This window comes from Cystobacter fuscus (assembly GCF_044360685.1).
Lineage (GTDB): Bacteria > Myxococcota > Myxococcia > Myxococcales > Myxococcaceae > Cystobacter > Cystobacter fuscus_C.
The window spans coordinates 9,443,536-9,460,926 of sequence record NZ_CP043491.1; the positions used below are offsets into that span (position 1 = coordinate 9,443,536).

The window sequence follows — 17,391 nt, forward strand, 5'->3', positions numbered from 1 at the left end:
GTCAGGTTCACGGCGACACCCGCAGGAAGGTGGAGCGCAGGAAGAGTTCCAGCACGGCGAAGCCAAAGGCCAAGAGCAGGTACGAGTGGTAGTCCTCGCGGTAGTTGGCCGAGGCACCGCCCTCCATCAACTTGGAGCGCTCGAGCGAGTCGAGCACCTTCTGCAGGCCCCGCTTGAGGCCCTCGGGGTCCGTGGCGCGGTAGTACTCGCCGCCGGTGGAGTCGGCGATGTCCTGGAGCAGCTCGGGGTTGATGGGAATTTCCGTCTCGCGCCACACGGTGTTGCCGAACAGGTCCGTGCCCTGGGGAAAGGGCACCTTGCCGCCCTTGCCCACGAGGATGGTGTAGATGGGGATGTGCAGGGACTTGGCCATGCCCGCCGAGTCCAAGGGGGAGATCTTCCCCGCGTTGTTGTCACCGTCGGTGATGAGCACCACCACGCGGCTCTTGGCGTCCGAGTCGCGCAAGCGGTTGAGCGCCGTGGCCAGCGCGTCGCCAATGGCCGTGCCGTCCTCCAGCACGCGCGTGCGCAACTGCCGCAGCACCTCCTTGAGCACGCCATAGTCGAGCGTCAGGGGCGCCTGCGTGTACGCCGCGCCCGCGAAGACCACGAGGCCGATGCGATCATTCACGCGGTTGGTGATGAACTCGCTGAGCACCTCCTTGGCCACGTGCAGGCGGTTCTGCGGGCGGAAGTCACCGGCCTCCATGGAGGTGGACAGGTCGAGCGCGACGACGATGTCGATGCCCTCTACGTTCAAGTCCCGCACGCGCGTGTCGCGCGACTGGGGCCGGGCGAGCGCGACGAGGGCGGCGGCCACCGCGGCGACGCGCAGCAGGGGCAACATCGGCAGGAGGTACACGCGCAGGCCCCGGGGATGCCGGGTGAACACGTGCGCCGCGGAGAAGCGCAGCACGGCGCGGCGGCGCTTCTCCCACCAGCTCCAGACGAACAGGAGGGGGATGAGGAGCAACCCCCACAGGTAATGGGGGCTATGGAACGCGAGGTCCGGAAGCATGGGACACGGGGGCCGCTTCGGGCGGAGGAGGAGGGGGCCAGGTCTGGTCCAGCAGCGAGTAGCCGAACGTCAGCGCCTCGCGGCACGAATCCGGGGAGGACTCGGCCCGGGCGTACTTCACCAGGTCCGACTCGGAAATGAAGCGCATGAGTCCGTCCTCGGGCAGGCCGGGCGCCTTCAGACGCCGCAACTGCACCATCAACTCCGAGCTGGTGCACTCGAGCGCGTCGAAGCCATAGCGCTCGCCCAGGTAGCCGCGGACGATCTCCGACAGACGGAAGTAGAAGTCCTTCACCCGCCCTTGCGCGGGCAGGTTCTCGGACTTGAGGGCATCCAGGGCCCGGCGCGTGCGCACGTCCAAGGGCAGCGGAGGCGCCACCGCCGCGCGCCGCCGCTCCCGGTACTTCTGGAAGAAGCGCCACGCGGCATAGCCCAGCAGCGCCGCGGCGATGACGCCCAGGGCGGCCCACACGAGCGTCAGCGAGCGGATGGCCACCTCGGTGGGCGGCTGGATGTCCCGCAGGTCCTCGCCCTTGGCCTCGGCGTCCTCGGGCAGCGTGGAGCCCACCTCCAGCGTCCGGCCCGGAGCCACGTAGCGCCGCGGCCCCTCCAGCGTGGACACGAGGAAGGTCAGGTCCGGCAGCGTCACCATGCCCAGCTTGAAGGCGGACATGCGCACCCGGAACACGGTGACCGCCGGGTCCTTGCCCGCCTCGGGAGGCGTGCGCTCCTGGGCCAGCAACTCGAAGTCCCCCAGATCCGGCGGCACGTCCAGCTCGTAGCGCTGGTTCGCCGGATGGGTGAGCACCACCTCGTAGACGAAGGGCTCGCCCAGGAGCACGCGCTCGGGCTGCACGCGGGTCTGCACCCCCGAGGGCTCCACCTCGGGCAGCTTCGCGCTCGCCGCGGCGGGGGCCGGAGCCTGGGCCTGGGCGTGAGCGGCCAGGGGCGAGACGACCAGGAACGCGCAGAGCGTCAACGCCCTCATGCCGCCATCCTCCGGGAACGGGCGCGGAAGAAGCGCACCAGGGCCATGCCGTGGTCATCCCCGGTGCTCAGCTCCACGTGGTCCAACTCCAGCTTCTTGAAGAGCCGGCGCAGCTCCTCGCGCTGGCCCTGCAGGGCGCGCGCGTAGCGGCCACGCACGAGCGGATCGCTCGTATCCACCACGAAGCGCTCGCCCGTCTCGGGGTCTTCCATCTCCACGAGCCCCATCCTCGGGAACTCGCGCTCCAGCGGATCCACGATGACCACGGGCACCAGGTCGTGCTTGCGGCCCACCAGCCGCAGCGGCGCCTCATAGCCGGACGCGAGGAAGTCCGAGACGAGGAACGTCACCGTCTTGCGGTTGGCCACGCGGCTCAAATAGGTGAGGCCCGAGGACAGGTCCGTCCCCTTCCCCTTGGGCTGGAAGGTGAGGATGTCACTGACCAGCCGCATCACGTGCGAGCGGCCCTTGCGCGGCGGCACCACCTTCTCCACCCGGTCGGAGAAGAGGATGAGCCCGACCCGGTCGTTGTTGGCGATGGCGCTGAAGGCGATTTGAGCGGCCACCTCGGCGGCCACCTCGGACTTGGAGCGCTCGCGCGAGCCGAACTCCTTGGAGGCCGACACGTCGACGAGGAGCATCACCGTGAGCTCGCGCTCCTCGGTGAAGACCTTGACGTAGGCCTCGTTCATCCGGGCGGTGACGTTCCAGTCGATGATGCGAATCTCATCTCCGGGCTGGTACTGCCGCACCTCGGAGAAGGCCATGCCCCGGCCCTTGAAGACCGAGTGGTACTGGCCCGCGAGCATGTCCGACACCACCTTGCGGGTGCGGATCTCCAGCTTGCGGATGCGGCGGATGATGTCCTTGGCGAGCACGGCGCGGTCTCCAGGCTCCTCGTCCGGGGCTTACGGCACCTCGACGCGATCGAACACGCGCTGGATGAGCTTCTCCGTGGTGAGCTCCTCGGCCTCGGCCTCGTAGGTGAGGGCCACGCGGTGGCGCAGCACGTCGAAGGCCACGGCCTTCACGTCCTCGGGGGTGACGAAGCCGCGGTGGCGCAGGAAGGCGTGGGCGCGCGAGGCCTGGCTCAGCGCGATGGTGGCGCGGGGGCTCGCGCCGAACTGGATGTAGTCCGCCTGATCCTTCAGGCCGTAGCGCGCGGGCTCGCGCGTGGCGAAGACCACGTTGAGGATGTAGTCCTTCACCTTCTCGTCCATGTAGATCTGATGGACGAGCTCGCGCGCGCGCACGAGCTGCTCCAGGGCGATGACGCGCTGGACCGCGGGCGGCTTGCCACCGCTCATCCGGTCCATGATGACCTTCTCCTCCTCGCGCGTGGGGTAGCCCACCTTCACCTTGAGCATGAAGCGGTCCACCTGCGCCTCGGGCAGGGGGTAGGTGCCCTCCTGCTCGATGGGGTTCTGGGTGGCGAGGACGAGGAAGGGCGAGGGCAGCGGGAAGGACTGGTCGCCGATGGTGACCTGGCGCTCCTGCATGGCCTCGAGCAGCGCGGACTGGACCTTGGCGGGGGCGCGGTTGATTTCGTCCGCGAGCACCACGTTGGCGAAGACGGGCCCCTTGCGCACGGTGAAGTTGGCCGCCTGCTGGTTGTAGATCATCGTGCCGACGAGGTCCGCGGGCAGCAGATCCGGCGTGAACTGGATGCGCATGAACGAGGCGCTGATGCTGTCGGCGATGGTGCGCACCGTGAGCGTCTTGGCGAGGCCCGGCACGCCCTCGAGGAGGACGTGGCCGTTGCAGAGGACGCCAATGAGGATGCGCTCGAGCATGTAGCGCTGGCCGACAATGACCTTGCCGACCTCCTGGTTGAGGAGTTCGACGAAGCCGCTCTCCTGCTGCACGCGCTCGGTGAGTGCCCGGATGTCCGTGTTCATAAGGTGTTGTCTCGACCGTCCCTGAGAAGGCAGGCAGCCTAGGTGAGGGGGGTAACCGGCTCAACAGCGCAGTAGGCCGGGCATTCCGGTATTTTCCGGGTGGACCCCACCCAGGAGGGCATGGCGGATGACCGGCGGGAGCAGCCCGGGGCACGCCCCCGGCCCTGGGAGTGGAGTCCCCCCACCGGGGCCCGTGGAGGCGGAGGTACTCGGGGAGCTGGCGCCCGGGGTGGTGCCCCGCGAATGCCCGCTCGCTGGAGGAGGGACGTTGCGGCTCCTCGAGGGGGGCGAGGGCCCTCCCCTGGTGCTCCTGCATGGGCGGGGGAGCGCGGCGAGCACGTGGTTTCCCCTCCTGCCGGCCCTCGTGCGGGAGCACCGGGTGCTGGCGGTGGACCTGCCGGGCTTCGGGGGTTCCCCGGCGGCTCCGGGGCCGCTCCGGACGGCCGAGGACGGACTGCGGTTCTTCGTCGAGCCGGTGGAGGCAGTGCTCTCGGCCCTGGCGCCGGGGCCGATGACCCTGGTGGGCCACTCGCTCGGGGGGCTGGTGGCGCTGGAGCTGGCGCTGCGGGGGCGGGTCCCGGTGGAGCGCCTGGTGCTGGTGGACGCGATGGGCCTGGGGCCGGAGATGGCGCGGGAGGCCCGCCTTTTCTTCCGCGTGGGGCCGGAGCGGGTGGCGCGCGTGTTGGGACCCAGGCTCTTCGGGCGACTCGCGCCGCTGCCGGACACCCCGCTCCACCGCCGGCTGATGGCGCTGGACTACGAGCTGATGACCGTGCGCGCAGGGAGGGCCAGGGCCACGCGGGCCTTCAACACGCTGGTGCCCCTCACGGGGGACGTGTTCCACCGGCGCGAGCGGCTGAACGAGGTGAGGCCGCCCACCGTGTACCTGTGGGGCGAGAATGATGGTGTCCTGCCCGTGTCACTGGCCGAGGCCGCGGTGCGGGAGCAACCCTCCGCGCGGCTGGTGCGAGTGCGGGCCGGACACAGTCCCCACCTGGAACAGCCAGATTGCCTTCTGTCCGAGCTGAGGGAATGAACACGGGTCCTGGCTCCGAGGATGCCGGACCGAGTGGAGAGGTTCATTCCCGCTGATGCCGAGCCCAGAACGCGGGAAACCTGTGCGCGAGTTCCTGCTCGCTCCATTCTTCTCCAGCGGGAGCAGTGGGACCCGCTCCCTCATGGGCAGGAAAATCGCGTCCCGTCAGCGCCTCATATGCACGGGCAGGCACGTATCGAAACTCCTCGAAGAACACATCTTCGACACCAGGAGAATCGACAACACGGAGGAGCGACTCGGCGTTCGACACCGCGTCCTCGAAAACACGGCGCCCCATCGAGATGAGCCAACTTCGGAAGTCCGTGAAGCCATCATCCGAGCAGCCCCCCGCGACGAGGTACGCGGCCCCCCACAGGTCCCAGTGATAGGCGACGTCCATCTTGTCCTGGAAATGGGCACCAAACTCGACGATCTCCTCGGGAGACAGCCTCGACAATTGTTTCCAGAGTTCCTCCGCCTGCCGTCGCGAATTCCCATCTGCCCGTTCTGGATTGACCACCCTCCGAGAGGACTCAATGATGGCCCAGAATTCCTCAGTATTCATGAAGCAACCACCTCTTCGCAGCGACTCCCCATGCTCAGTCCATCCTCATGTCGTCCTGCCTCTCAACGAGGGGAAGCTTCCGGTTCAAAAGACCAGGAACGAAGTCTCCATGCAAATCCGTCGTCCCCCAAAGACTTTCTGCTTCCTCTTTCAGGGCACGAAACTCCGTAGCTGACACCTCGACCCGTCGTTCCTCACCACCGCCACTCAGGTAGACTTTATGGTATACTGAAGACACCAGCAAACGTGATTTCTCCAGGGTGAAAAAACCGTTCTCATCCCCCAGGACATAGGGTGCCATGACGTATCGCCCCATCTTTGCTTCACGATACATCCAATAGAAGTCGAGTATCGTCAGGGCTACAATGGCCTTGCTCGTGACACCCACAGATCTCCTTTCGAGCAGGGACCATGACTCACCAATGGTCACGCGGTGCCTGGCTCCCCATGAAGCCGCATCTGTCGAGGCATTTATTTCGTTGAGCATCCTCACCCCCTTCTCGCCAGGCGGGAGCCTTCGATTGACATTCTCGACCCGGCTCCTGGCTTGCTCCATCGCCCGCTGCTCCGCTGCACGCAGCGCCTCGTTTCTCGCGCTCAGCAGGGTCTGCCTGTTGGATGCCTGGACATTGAGTTCCGCGAAGACTTCCATCGCATAGACCTTCGTGCCGTCCTGCTGGAGGAGCTTCGCCCACTGATGGCTGCTACTCAGACGCTGCTTGAGGTCCGTGGCAGAACCCACATACAGCACAGGAGCGCCATCCAAATGACCTTCGATCCTGTAAATCCATCCAATCCGAGGCAACGAACCACCACTCGTGGCGACGCTCCCCAGGGGAAAGAGAAAGAGCAGGAGGAAAGCGATCAGCAACCAGTGTGGCCTCTGCATGAAGGCTCGCTTTTCGCTTCGCATGGGTCCGTTCGTATCCTCAGTGATGGTTCCGGTTCAGGGACGGTTCTTCACGACACCTGGATGCGCCAGTCGCACATCACCCACCGAGGACACAGTGGCATTCGGGCCGAGAGTAGCCCATGCTGGCCCAATGGTTCTGAGAAGAGCAAACCGGTGCTCCAGACATTGACCCAACTCCGCGAATACAACGACCTCGGCCACGAGAAATGCCTGCCCCCCATCGTGATACCCAGCCTCGGAAGCAGTAGGTCATCTTCCCCATGACGCCTCAGTATCCCCGGATTCGCCCACATGGGGTCTATCCTCCCGAGGATGAAGCAGGTGAGCGCCTGCTGGCAAGAGAGGTGATTCACTTCGTCTTCTACATGCCACATGACCACCCGGACCTTGCCGCCGGGGTGTCCCACGCCTTCGACCGCTATTTGAAAGCAGTTGGCGAGGGACTTGATGCCATCGACTCCTGCTCCTTCGGTCCCTCATCTTTTGGGCCTCTTTCCGAAGAACGTCGGAAACGCCTTCGCGAACTGCTACTACCCGACCGTCCCTTCCGCTACGCCGAGGATTGTGCCGACCCGTACCGGATCAAGGAGATGGAGAAGAGCGGCCACGAGACGTGGATTCACCTAGGCAACGGGCACGGCAGGCTCACGGGTTTCAAGCTCACCTACTCGGCTCGTATCCCGTCCCGAGATAGGACTACTTCCGACCATGACGTGAGCTACCTCTCGGGCACACTCCCGACCGAATACCTCGAGGAACACGGCCCATCCACGGTGAGGGAGCTGCTGCTCGACCTGGCTTCGGGTCTTGACTTCGCCAGCGGCCATGCGGGATTGAGCTTCGATTCCCTCGTTGGGGACGTGTTCTTCACGCCCAGAATCCGCACCGAACTCCTTCGCCACCCAGGCATCAGCCTCAACCACGGCTCCTCTCCCGATTGGATGGGCACGCGCGTGGATGGGGTGCACTGGCTCAACTTCCTGGGCCCTCCCGTGCTTCAGGCACTGAACGGAGTGTCTAATCTTCGTTCTCGCCTGCGTTCACCGGAGACGGCCGTGCAGGCCATCGACGAAACGCGAGCCGTCGTGACGCTGGGGGATTGGCCCGAAGCGGGCGATCTCACTCGAGGCAACTCGCTTCCCGCCTACCGGGAACTCGGCCGCGAGTTGGAGTCATGGCTCGACAAACCCTTCGATGACCCTAGATTCCGCATCGAAGGCTTCACCCAGGAAGAGGCAATGAGATGGGCTCGGCGCTTCCTCGATTGACGTGAACTCGTGGAGGGGCCTCCAGACCTTCTTGAGCGGCTCCGGGTACACGGGACCCATCGATGGGGTAGCAGGAACGAACACCTACAAGGTACTTCAATCCCTGGCGAGCCGAGGTGGCTACTCGGGTCCGATTGACGGCATCCCCGGAATCAATACGTACGCGGGCCTGGCGAACCTCCGACTGAAACCACCCACCTCTCCGTCAAGCAATCGACGCAACCCAAGGGGTGCTCAACAGGCTGCCGCCCAGATGGTGTACCGTTGGCGCGTGCGTCGAACATGACCGAACGATCGACAAACCACATCGCGGCGGAGATGCGCAGGCGAGCGAAGGAGAACCCGGCGCAACCGGCGTTCGCCGTGCAAGGCTTGCACTCGCGCACGGTCGTGACGTACGGCGCGTTCGTCGAGCGCGTCGCACGCGCCACGGCGTTCCTGGCCGAGCGCGGCCTGAAGCGCGGTGAGCGCTGCGCGCTGATTGGCGCCAACCATCCGGATTGGTGCGCGGCCTGGTACGCCATCGTCGGCCTCGGCGCCGTCGCGGTGACGCTGGATCCACAGTTGTCCCCGGCGGCGCTGGGCGCTCTCATGAAGGACGCTGGCGCCCGCTTCGCCATCGTCGACGCGAAGGTCCAAGCGCAAAGCGCCGCGTGGACGCAGCTCGAGCAGGTGTTCAGCCTGAGCGAGCAAGCCAATGGCGTGTTTTCCAGCGACGCCGCCGCACCCACGGAACTCGTCGGCGGCGGCGACGAGCTGGCCGGGCTGCTCTACACGTCAGGCACGACGTCCGAGCCCAAGGGCGTCATGCTGACGCACGCGAATCTGCTCGCGGCGGTGAACGGAATCATCCTCTCCTTGCGCGCCAACCGCGACGACGTGGTCCTGTCGGTCCTCCCCTTCTTTCACATCCTCGCGCAGATCGGCGGCATGCTCGCTCCGCTCGCCGTCGGCGCGACGGTGGTGCTCCTCCCCGAGATCGAAGTCACTCGCATCACCGGCGCGCTGCGTGATGGTGGCATCACGATCTTCTTCTGCGTTCCGCAATTCTATCACCTGTTCCTGCGTCGCGTGCGCGCGCAGGTCGATGAGTCGCCCCGGTTGCGACGCATGTTTCCGCGCCTGTTGCGCTTGAACCGCCACGCCCGCGCCATCGGCTTCAACGCGGGAAAGGTCCTGTTCAAGAAGATCCACGCCACGTTCGGACCGAAGATCCGCGCGCTGATCTCCGGCGGCGCGGCCCTGGATCCGGAAGCCGCGCGCACGTTCCACGCCCTGGGCATCGACATCCTTCAGGTCTACGGTCTCACGGAGACCACCGGCGCGATCGCGATTGGCCGGCCAGGAGAGTCGGTCATCGGCACGGTCGGCCGCGCGGTGCCCGGCGCCGAGTTCCGCATCGACGTTCCGGACGGGAGAGGGAGCCCTCAAGCGCCCGGCGAGGTGTTCATCCGCGGTGCGATGGTGATGCCGGGCTATTACAACCGCCCGGGCGAGGCGAAGCTCGAAGACGGTTGGTTCCATACCGGCGACCTCGGGTACCTCGACCCGGACGGCTATCTCTACGTCCTGGGTCGCGCCGGAGACACCATCGTCCTTCCCAGCGGCAAGAAGATCCAGCCGGGCGAGCTCGAGACGCACTTCGCGCGCTCGAAGTTCATCGCCGAGGTCGGCGTCACGCTCGCGCCTGGCGGCACGGGGGGAGACTCGCGGCTCCATCTCGTCGTCGTCCCCGACCTCGAGGCCCTCCGCGCCGCTGGCACCGGCAACGTCGAGCAAGCGCTCCACGAGGAGGTCGCGAACCTCTCCGCCTCGCTGCCGTCCTACAAGCGCGTCGCTGGCGTCACCATCACCCGTGAGCCCTTGCCACGCACCAACACGCGCAAGCTCAAACGCGCCGCGCTCCAGGAATGGGTCAAAGCGGCCCAGGCCGCCGAGCGCGTCGGGTCGAAGCCGGTGTGGCGCGACGCCGACCGCGTGTGGGCCGAGGTCCCCGCGCACGCACGCGCGCTCGAGCTCATCGCCGCGCGTACGAGCCGCCCGCGCGCGGAGCTCCATCCGGATCTGCTTCTCGACATCGATCTCGGCCTTGATTCACTGGCGCGCCTGTCGCTGTTGTCGGATCTGGACGTCAACGCCGTGGGCGAGGTGCTGGCGACGGTGCAATCCGTGCGCGAGCTCGTCGAGGCCACGGCCCATGGCGTGCCCGCACCGGCCGCGCCCACCACCTCCCGCCCGCCGCCACGAAGCCTGGCGCTGACCCTGCTGGCGTTCGTGATCCTGCGCGGCCTGCGTGGCCTGGAGTGGCTGCTGCTGAGCATGCGCGTCAAGGGTACCGAGCATCTGCGTCCATCGGGAGCGGCGTTGATCTGCTCGAATCACCAATCGTTCCTCGACGTGTTCGTGCTCCTGTCCGCCCTTCCGTGGTCGGTCTTCCGCCGAACCTGCATGGTGGGAAAGCCGAAATACTTCGGCGGGCCCCTGCTCCCGCTGGCGCGTCGGATTGGCGTGATGCCGATCGACGCCAGCCGCAACCTCCCCACCGCCATCGAGGAGAGCGTGGCGCACCTCGAGCGCGGCGCGGTGCTGGTCGTGTTCCCCGAAGGGACGCGCTCCCGGGACGGCACCCTCTTGCCGTTCCGCCACGGCGCGGCGGTGATCGCACGGCGCGCACGGGTGCCTATCATCCCCGTGGCGATCGACGGAGCCCACCGCGTCATGCCGCGCGACAAGTTCCTTCCCCGCCTTCACCGCGTCACCCTCCGCGCTGGCGCGCCACTCCCCGACGACCCATCCGCCGACGTCCACGCACGCACCGACACGCTGCGCGCGCGGATCGCCGCGCTGCTGCAAGGAGCCCCCTCATGACCGAGCTGCCTGATTGGATTCTCCGACAGTTGCCCCACGGCGTCGAACGCCGCCAGATTCCCGTCGCGGGCCACTCCATCCACGTCATGGAGTTTGGCCAGGGGCAGCCTGTCCTCATGCTCCACGGCAATCCCACCTGGGGCTTTCTCTACCGCAAGGTCATGGCCGCCCTCCGCGGACAGCCCGTGCGCTGCATCGTGCCTGACCTCGTCGGCCTCGGCCTCTCCGACAAGCCGCGCGACCTGGGCGTGCACACCCTCGAGAACCATGCCGCCTGGATCGGCGGACTGGTCGACGCGCTCGGTCTCGACGACATGATCTTCGTCGGCCAGGACTGGGGCGGGCCCATCGGAATGCTCGCGCTCGCCGAGCGGCTCGAGCGCGTGTCGGGCATGGTCATCCTGAACACCGTCCTCGGGCCCCCGCGCCCCGGGTTCCGTCCGACACTGTTCCATCGCTCGAGCCAGCTTCCCGTGCTCAGCGACGTGCTGTTCCGCGGCCTGCAATTCCCGCAGAGCGTGCTCTGGGCCGCGCAGGGAGAGCGGAGCAGCATTCGCGGCGAGGTCGCCCGCGCCTATCGCTGGCCACTGCGCCGCCTCCAGGACCGCACCGCGCCCCTCGCCCTCGCGCGCATGGTGCCGGACTCCCTGGAGCATCGCTCCATCGCGCCGCTGCGGCGCTGCCAGGAAGCCGCCGAGTCGTTCAAGGGCCCCATGCGCATCGTCTGGGGTGTCCGAGATCCAGTGCTCGGACGCGTCATCGGGTGGCTCGAGCGGCTCCTGCCGCGCGCGGAGGTCAAGCGCACCCAGGCCGGACACTTCCTGCAGGAGGAGGTGCCCGGCGACATCGCCAGCGCCATCACCTCGCTGGCCAGCGGTGGAGCTAACGCGCGCTCTTCTGGATGAGCGCGGCCAGATCCTTCACCGTCTCGATGCGGCCCAGATCCTCGTCCTGAAACACGAAGCCGAGCCTGTCCTCGAGGAACGTGATCATCCGCAGGGTGTCGACCGAATCGATGCGGAGGCTCTCGAACCGCGTGTTGATGCCCACGGACTCGAAACCGGCGGCGAATTCCGGCCGCACCTTGTTCAGCGAGGTCTTCACCAGGTCGATGATCTCTTGTTCACTCATGTCTGTGCTCTTCCTCGTTCGTGTTCTTGGGCCACAGCGAAAACCGGGCGCGCGCCCACCAGGAGCGGGTCACCTGCAGCCCCAGGCGTAGACGCGCTCCCATCGACCCGGCGGTGCGCGACCCTTCCCGCCCGAGCTTGCCTTCCAGATACTGCCGGCGCGCCTTGGCGCGCTGGAGCTTGCCCGACGAGGTCTTGGGAATCGCCCCGGGCGGCAGACAGACCACGTCCGCCGGTGGAACGCCGATCACTCGCTTCACCGTCGCGGCGACCTCGGCCTTGAGCGCCTCCACGTTGTCGCCGCGCGTCTCCAACATCACCACCACGCCCTCGCTGTCCTCGACGCGAACCGCGACCGCGATGGCCGTGCCGACACGCACGCCCGGCAGCTTGTTGACCTCCCACTCGATCGTCTGCGGGCTGATGTTGCGGCCGCGGATGATGATGAGATCCTTCGCTCGCCCCACCACGAAGAGCTCACCGTCCACGAGGTAGCCGAGATCGCCGGTCCAAAGCCATCCATCGGCGTCGATGAGCTCCTCGGCACCGCCCTCCTGATAGCCCTCCATCACCGATGGGCCGCGGAACAGGATCTCGCCGCGTACGCCGTCGGCGCACGTCACTCCCTTCTCGTCGACGACGCGCAGCTCGTGTCCAGGGATGACCTTGCCGCAGCTGATGTGGTGCTCGACTTCTCCACCGTCGGCGGGCTTGGACACGCCGTCATCGCGAAAGCGCCCGGCGTCGAGCGTCCGCACCTTCATCGGGTCGGTCGACGTCTTCATGCTGATCGCCAGCATCGATTCCGCCAGACCATACGCCGGAAGGAGCACGTCGGGGCGCAGCCCGGTGCGCGCGAACTTGTCGGTGAAGCGCTTCAGGGTGTCGTAATGCAACGGCTCCGCGCCGACGCCGAGGGCGCGAACGTGCCCCAGCGACCACCGCTCGAGATCCTCGTCCTTGGCGACGCGCGTCAGCCACCCGTACGCGAAATTCGGGGCGAAGGAGACGGTCGCCTTCTGGCGGTGCACCGTCTCCATCCAGCACTCCGGACGCTTGAGGAAGCGCAGCGTGGGGATGAACGTCACCGCGACCTGCCAGTAGAGCGGCCCGAGCACGAAGCCAATCAATCCCATGTCGTGCTGGAGCGGAAGCCAGCTCACACCGCTGTCGACCCCCGGCTGCATGGAAAGCGACGCGCCCATGAAGCCATGGATGTTGGCGATGAGCGTGCGGTGGGTCGCCTTCACCCCTTTGGGCGTCCCCGTCGAGCCCGACGTGTACTGCAGGAACACCAGATCCTCCGGCGCCACCAGGACCTCACGCAGCGCCGACGCGTCCGCCGCGAGGGACGACGTCTCGACCACGCGCGCGAGGCTCGGCACGCGATCCACGAATGCCCAGAAGATGCTGGCCAGCCCAGCGCTCACCGCGAGCACGGTCGAGCCCGATGACGAAAGGATCGCCGCCGCCTGCCGCGTGTAGCTTTCGAGATTGCCGAGGTGCACCGGCGGATAGAGCGGCACCGGGACGACGCCGACGCGCAACGCACCGAGGAACGTCACGATGAAGTCCTCGGGATCGATGATCACCATCCCCAGGCGATCGCCCTTCTTCATCCCCAGCGCCTGCAGCGCCGCGCCCCGTCGGCGGCTCTCGGCGTGAAGCGCGGGAAATCCGACGAAGTGCTCCTCGCCACGCTCATTCTGGAACGTGAATCCGCGCGTCGCCGGAGCCTCGTCCAACCTGAGCAAGGCTTCATGCAGGGTGAGGCTTTCGTGTACGCCCTCGACCCGCGCGAGGAGACCGTGACTTTGTTTCATTATCCCCCCAGGCAGACCAGCCCCCTCGGCTCGAAGGATCATCGTTAGATTATGAAAGGAATTCTAATTCCAATGGCGGGCGATGCGCAACTGCAATAAATACTCCCCGTGAACAGGGGGCCGCCATGAGTGGATCAGTCCGATTCCGAGAAGAAGTCTACAGGATGTACATGAGCTTCTTCGAGACCGCCGAGAAGAAGCGGCGCTGGAGCGTGCACGACGACATTCCGTGGGATCAACTGGACCCGTCGGCCTACGACGAGGGGCGCGCGATGAACGCCGAGACATTCTGCGGCGTCGAACTCTACCTCCCCGACTATCTCGGCCAGGGCGTCAACCTCGTGCGCGAGAACTTCGGCCGGGCGTGGTTCCAGGCGAACTGGGGCTACGAGGAATCCAAGCACGGCCTCGCGTTGCGGATGTATCTCCTCAAGACCGGACTGCGCACCGAGGAGCAGCTGCGCGGCCTCGAGGACGCCATCGCGGCCAGGCCCTGGCGCCTTCCCTGGGACACGCCCCGCCGGATGACCTGCTACGGCGCCATCCAGGAGGCGAGCACGCTCCTCGCCTACGCCCGCCAGCTCGAGGACGCGCAGGCCGGCAAGGACGAGGTGCTCGCGACCATCTACCGCCTCATCGCGCGCGACGAGGCGGCGCACCAGCAATTCTACCGCGCCGTCCTCAAGCTCGAACTCGAGGAGCACCGCCACGAGACGCTGGAGGACCTCGCCCTCGTGTCCGTCGGCTTCCGCATGCCGGCGATCGATCTCCTCCCCGACTCGGAGCGGCGTGTCGAAACGCTGCGCATGCACAACAGCTTCAATCGCTGGGGTTTCTTCCTGAAGGTCTGGATGCCGCTCCTCAAACTCCTGGGCGTGTCGCGCCAGGAGTTCGCGGAGTATCAACGGCGAGCCATCGATCAGACGCGCGACCAGGCTAGCTGAACTTCCCCGGCAGGTCGGCCATCAGATCCGCCGCCGGGAGCAGCACCTCCGGAATCCCGAAGGAATCCACCAACAGGTCGAGCTTCGGTGCCAGCCGCTGCGAATACTCGAGCACCGTGCGCTCGACGGAGATCCCGGAGAGATCGAGCGAGCCGTCGGAGACATCCCGGTACCAGCCGAGGTTCGCCGACACCGTTGACCACCCATACAGCTCGCACAGCTCCAGCAGGAGGTCCTTCGCCGGACCCGGCGCGCAGGTGCCAATGACGCGCAGGAACTGCTTGTGCGTCTCGCGAATCGCGTACGCGCGGCCGACTTCGATCGCGAACGTCAGGATCTCGTTCCATGCGTCGGCGCGATTCAAGCCCTCGCCCATGTGCTTCATGAACTCGCCGCGCGTGTAGTCGAGAAGCTGGGCGAACCGTGCCTCGAACAACGCCTGGTGCTTCGCGCAGGTGGCCGAGCAGGCGGCGGCATCGGGCTCGGCGGCCTCCTTGAACGGACCTTTGCCCCCGGCGAAGTCCTCGAGCAGGATCCGCCCCGCGTACTGAAACAGCACCACGTTGTCACCGGCCGCGTGCGCGAAGCCGTGCATGTCGAGCTGCGCCCGGGCGATCTTGTTGACGTGCCGGAACGAGTGCACACCACAGCACTCGCGTGCGTTCTGGATGACCCGTGTCGCCGTCTCGTACGAATAGGCCTTGAACGACGCGCAGAGGGGTTGAAGCGGCGTTGGCAACGGCTCGGGCATCGTGACATCCGCCTCGAGGTGGAGGCGCTCGAGCATGAACGCGACCGCGTACGTCTCGGCGACGCCGGGCATCAATCGCCGCTTGTGGCTGCTGTATTCGATGATGGGGCGTTCCGGGCCACCGCGCGGTCCGAACTGGCGCCGCTCCTTGCCATAACGCGCCGCCACGGCGAGAGCGATCTTCATGCCCGCCACCGCGAAGGGAACGAGCCGCTCGATCATCAGCGGGGAGATCTGCGCGCGGAAGAGCTCACCCGGCGAAGCGAACGCCGTCACATACTTCCCTTCCGCCGTCACGTCCGCGAAACGGTTGAGCAGGTTCTCGCGCGGGATGCGCACCTGCTCGAACATCGCCCCGCCGATTCCGACGCCGTTCAAGCCAATCAGCCAATCGACATCGCTGATCTTCACGCCCGGCAGCGGACGTCCCTCTTCATCCCGCACCGGCACCAGGAACGAGTGGATTCCCTTGCACTCCCCATCGGGCATGTAGAGCTGCGCCATGACGGTGACGACCCGCGCGTTCCAGGCGAGCAACGCGATCGCCCACTTCGCGTCACGCCAGCTCGGCGTATGGATGATGAACTCGCCGCGCTCGGCATCGTACGTCGCGGTGGTGCCGAGACCCGCAAGATTGCTGCCGTGTCCGACCTCCGTCATGCAGAAGCAGCCCGGGAGCCTGAAATCATCGGCGACATCGACCAGGGAGCGATGCCGCTCGGTGCCGAGGAAGACCAGGCTTCCACCGAAGATGAGGAAGTGCCCGAACAACGTGGCCGCGACGCTTCCGTCGATCCAGCACGAATGCTCGCAGAACTTCATGTACTCGGATGGCTTCTGGTTCAACTCGGACAGGGACAGCAGGTCCGCCTGGAGAAGCTTGCGAACCATGAAGTGCGTCTTCTCGCGAAACCCATCGAGGTCCTCGTTCTGGAAAGACAGTGCCGGATCCCAATGCTCCTCGAAATACCTGCGCAGCTTCCAGGCATACTCGGGACGAGTGCTGTTCAGGATCCGGTAGAGTTGATCCTCGACCGAGGGCTCGGAAGCAAAGAGGGGCTGCATAGTCATTATGGGGCCTCGTTGTGTCGACTATCTGGAACACGGTCATCCGCGATCAAGACCGGTACGCAATCTTTGTTCATCACGGAACGTCCTTCGCGGTTGTTCCTCGCGGGTCAACCCGCTATCCTCGCGACCCTTACTGACGAGGGGGGAGCAAGTCGATGACGGGTTCCCGGGAGATTGGCTGATGTAGCCGTATCGCGCCGTGGGCGAGCCCCTCGAGGAGACAGCCATGGACACTCCGACGCAGAAGTCGACGAACATCCGCGAACACGACATCACCTTCAACGCGACGGACGGCTTCCCGCTCTCCGGGCGGCTCCTGGTTCCGGAGCAGCCGACCGCGGCGGTCCTCTTCTCCCCGGCGACCGGGTTGCCCAAGGAGTTCTACCTCCATTTCATGCGCTACGGCGCGGAGCGCGGCGCGGCGTGCCTTGTCTACGACTACCGCGGCGTCGCCGCCTCGGCGCCCAAGGATCTGCGCGCATTCAAGATGGACACCCCGGATTGGGGGCGCCTCGACATGACCGCCGCGCTCGATCGCTTGATTGAAGCCGCACCGGGCGTCCCCGTGATTCACGTCGCGCACAGCGTCGGTGGGCACATCACGGGCTTCATGCCCAACCATCAGAAAATCACCCGGCAGGTGTTCATCGGCGTCGGATTCGGGACCTGGTGGAAACACCGCTTCCCGAAGCAGCAACTGACGGACCTCTTCTTCTGGTGGATTTATGGGCCGCTTCAACTGGCGACCAAGGGCTTCATTCCCTCGGGTGGGCTCTGGGGCGGTTCGACCCTGCCCGCCGGCGCGTTCAAGACCTGGCGGCGCTGGTCTCACAAGGCGGATTACTTCCGCGGCGAGCTCGGCGACCGGTTGAAGCCACATTACTTCAATGAAATCGCGACGCCGATCCTCTCGTACGTGTTCACGGATGATCCCCTGACGACCCCCGAAACCGCTCGCGGCTTCCTCGAGTTCATGCCCAAGGCGCAGAAAGACGTGCGCGTGCGTCGCCCGTCGGACCTCGGTGTCAAGGCACTGCGGCATCAGGATGTCTTTCGGCGAAGCAACTCGGCGGCGTGGCCCGAGCTGTGGCGAGCGGTGCTGGAAGGCGCTTGAGACG

15 protein-coding genes are annotated in these 17,391 nt (G+C 66.3%); 6 read left to right on the forward strand and 9 right to left on the reverse strand.

Annotated features, from left to right (window positions below; all coding sequences use genetic code 11):
* Nucleotides 1-7: 7 nt before the first annotated feature.
* From F0U63_RS38660 to F0U63_RS38675, 4 genes are read right to left on the reverse strand one after another with little or no spacing between them, the layout of a single operon-like run.
* Nucleotides 8-1,018, reverse strand: coding sequence for a vWA domain-containing protein (locus F0U63_RS38660; RefSeq protein WP_395838195.1), 1,011 nt, complete (start codon nt 1,016-1,018; stop codon nt 8-10).
* Entirely contained in the window at nt 993-2,006 is a 1,014-nt protein-coding gene (locus F0U63_RS38665) for a hypothetical protein (RefSeq protein ID WP_395838197.1), read from the reverse strand. Before F0U63_RS38665 ends, F0U63_RS38660 begins: the two co-directional genes overlap by 26 nt.
* On the reverse strand, nt 2,003-2,884 hold the full coding sequence (locus tag F0U63_RS38670) for a DUF58 domain-containing protein (protein WP_395838199.1): 882 nt from the start codon (nt 2,882-2,884) through the stop codon (nt 2,003-2,005). The genes F0U63_RS38665 and F0U63_RS38670 overlap by 4 nt, the downstream gene beginning before the upstream one ends.
* A gap of 30 nt (nt 2,885-2,914) precedes the next feature.
* Complete coding sequence (locus F0U63_RS38675) at nt 2,915-3,904, reverse strand: AAA family ATPase (protein WP_395838201.1); 990 nt, start codon at nt 3,902-3,904, stop codon at nt 2,915-2,917.
* 127 nt (nt 3,905-4,031) lie between these two features.
* Here F0U63_RS38675 and F0U63_RS38680 point away from each other — a divergent pair, with 127 nt between their 5' ends.
* Nucleotides 4,032-4,940 carry an alpha/beta fold hydrolase gene (locus F0U63_RS38680; protein ID WP_395838203.1) on the forward strand — a complete coding sequence of 303 codons (909 nt, stop codon included), beginning with the start codon at nt 4,032-4,034 and terminating at the stop codon, nt 4,938-4,940.
* Nucleotides 4,941-4,983: 43 nt separating this feature from the next.
* Here the strand turns inward: F0U63_RS38680 and F0U63_RS38685 are convergent, their stop codons facing one another.
* Together F0U63_RS38685 and F0U63_RS38690 are read right to left on the reverse strand one after the other, a co-directional pair.
* Nucleotides 4,984-5,505: a DUF4240 domain-containing protein gene (locus tag F0U63_RS38685; RefSeq protein WP_395838205.1), complete on the reverse strand. Its 522-nt coding sequence runs from the start codon at nt 5,503-5,505 to the stop codon at nt 4,984-4,986.
* Between the two features lie 34 nt (nt 5,506-5,539).
* Nucleotides 5,540-6,418 (reverse strand): hypothetical protein, encoded by an 879-nt coding sequence (locus F0U63_RS38690; protein ID WP_395838207.1) that lies wholly within the window; start codon nt 6,416-6,418, stop codon nt 5,540-5,542.
* Nucleotides 6,419-6,678: 260 nt separating this feature from the next.
* On the opposite strand from F0U63_RS38690, the gene F0U63_RS38695 reads away from it, so the two are divergent.
* The 3 genes from F0U63_RS38695 to F0U63_RS38705 all read left to right on the forward strand — a co-directional run bounded on the left by F0U63_RS38695 (nt 6,679) and on the right by F0U63_RS38705 (nt 11,459).
* Nucleotides 6,679-7,686 carry a type VI immunity family protein gene (locus F0U63_RS38695; RefSeq protein ID WP_395838208.1) on the forward strand — a complete coding sequence of 336 codons (1,008 nt, stop codon included), beginning with the start codon at nt 6,679-6,681 and terminating at the stop codon, nt 7,684-7,686.
* 282 nt (nt 7,687-7,968) lie between these two features.
* Nucleotides 7,969-10,554: an AMP-binding protein gene (locus F0U63_RS38700; RefSeq protein WP_395838210.1), complete on the forward strand. Its 2,586-nt coding sequence runs from the start codon at nt 7,969-7,971 to the stop codon at nt 10,552-10,554.
* Nucleotides 10,551-11,459, forward strand: a complete 909-nt coding sequence (locus F0U63_RS38705; protein ID WP_395838212.1) for an alpha/beta fold hydrolase — start codon at nt 10,551-10,553, stop codon at nt 11,457-11,459. Before F0U63_RS38700 ends, F0U63_RS38705 begins: the two co-directional genes overlap by 4 nt.
* Here F0U63_RS38705 and F0U63_RS38710 read toward each other — a convergent pair.
* Together F0U63_RS38710 and F0U63_RS38715 are read right to left on the reverse strand one after the other, a co-directional pair.
* Nucleotides 11,437-11,685, reverse strand: coding sequence for an acyl carrier protein (locus tag F0U63_RS38710; protein ID WP_395838214.1), 249 nt, complete (start codon nt 11,683-11,685; stop codon nt 11,437-11,439). The two genes, F0U63_RS38705 and F0U63_RS38710, sit on opposite strands and share 23 nt — an antisense overlap.
* Entirely contained in the window at nt 11,678-13,507 is a 1,830-nt protein-coding gene (locus tag F0U63_RS38715) for an AMP-binding protein (protein WP_395838216.1), read from the reverse strand. The genes F0U63_RS38710 and F0U63_RS38715 overlap by 8 nt, the downstream gene beginning before the upstream one ends.
* A gap of 170 nt (nt 13,508-13,677) precedes the next feature.
* Between F0U63_RS38715 and F0U63_RS38720 the strand changes: the two genes are divergently transcribed.
* Entirely contained in the window at nt 13,678-14,451 is a 774-nt protein-coding gene (locus tag F0U63_RS38720; RefSeq protein WP_395838218.1) for an acyl-ACP desaturase, read from the forward strand.
* Here F0U63_RS38720 and F0U63_RS38725 read toward each other — a convergent pair.
* Complete coding sequence (locus F0U63_RS38725) at nt 14,444-16,273, reverse strand: acyl-CoA dehydrogenase (protein WP_395838220.1); 1,830 nt, start codon at nt 16,271-16,273, stop codon at nt 14,444-14,446. The two genes, F0U63_RS38720 and F0U63_RS38725, sit on opposite strands and share 8 nt — an antisense overlap.
* Before the next feature lie 226 nt (nt 16,274-16,499).
* Between F0U63_RS38725 and F0U63_RS38730 the strand changes: the two genes are divergently transcribed.
* Complete coding sequence (locus F0U63_RS38730) at nt 16,500-17,387, forward strand: serine aminopeptidase domain-containing protein (protein WP_395838222.1); 888 nt, start codon at nt 16,500-16,502, stop codon at nt 17,385-17,387.
* Nucleotides 17,388-17,391: the final 4 nt, after the last annotated feature.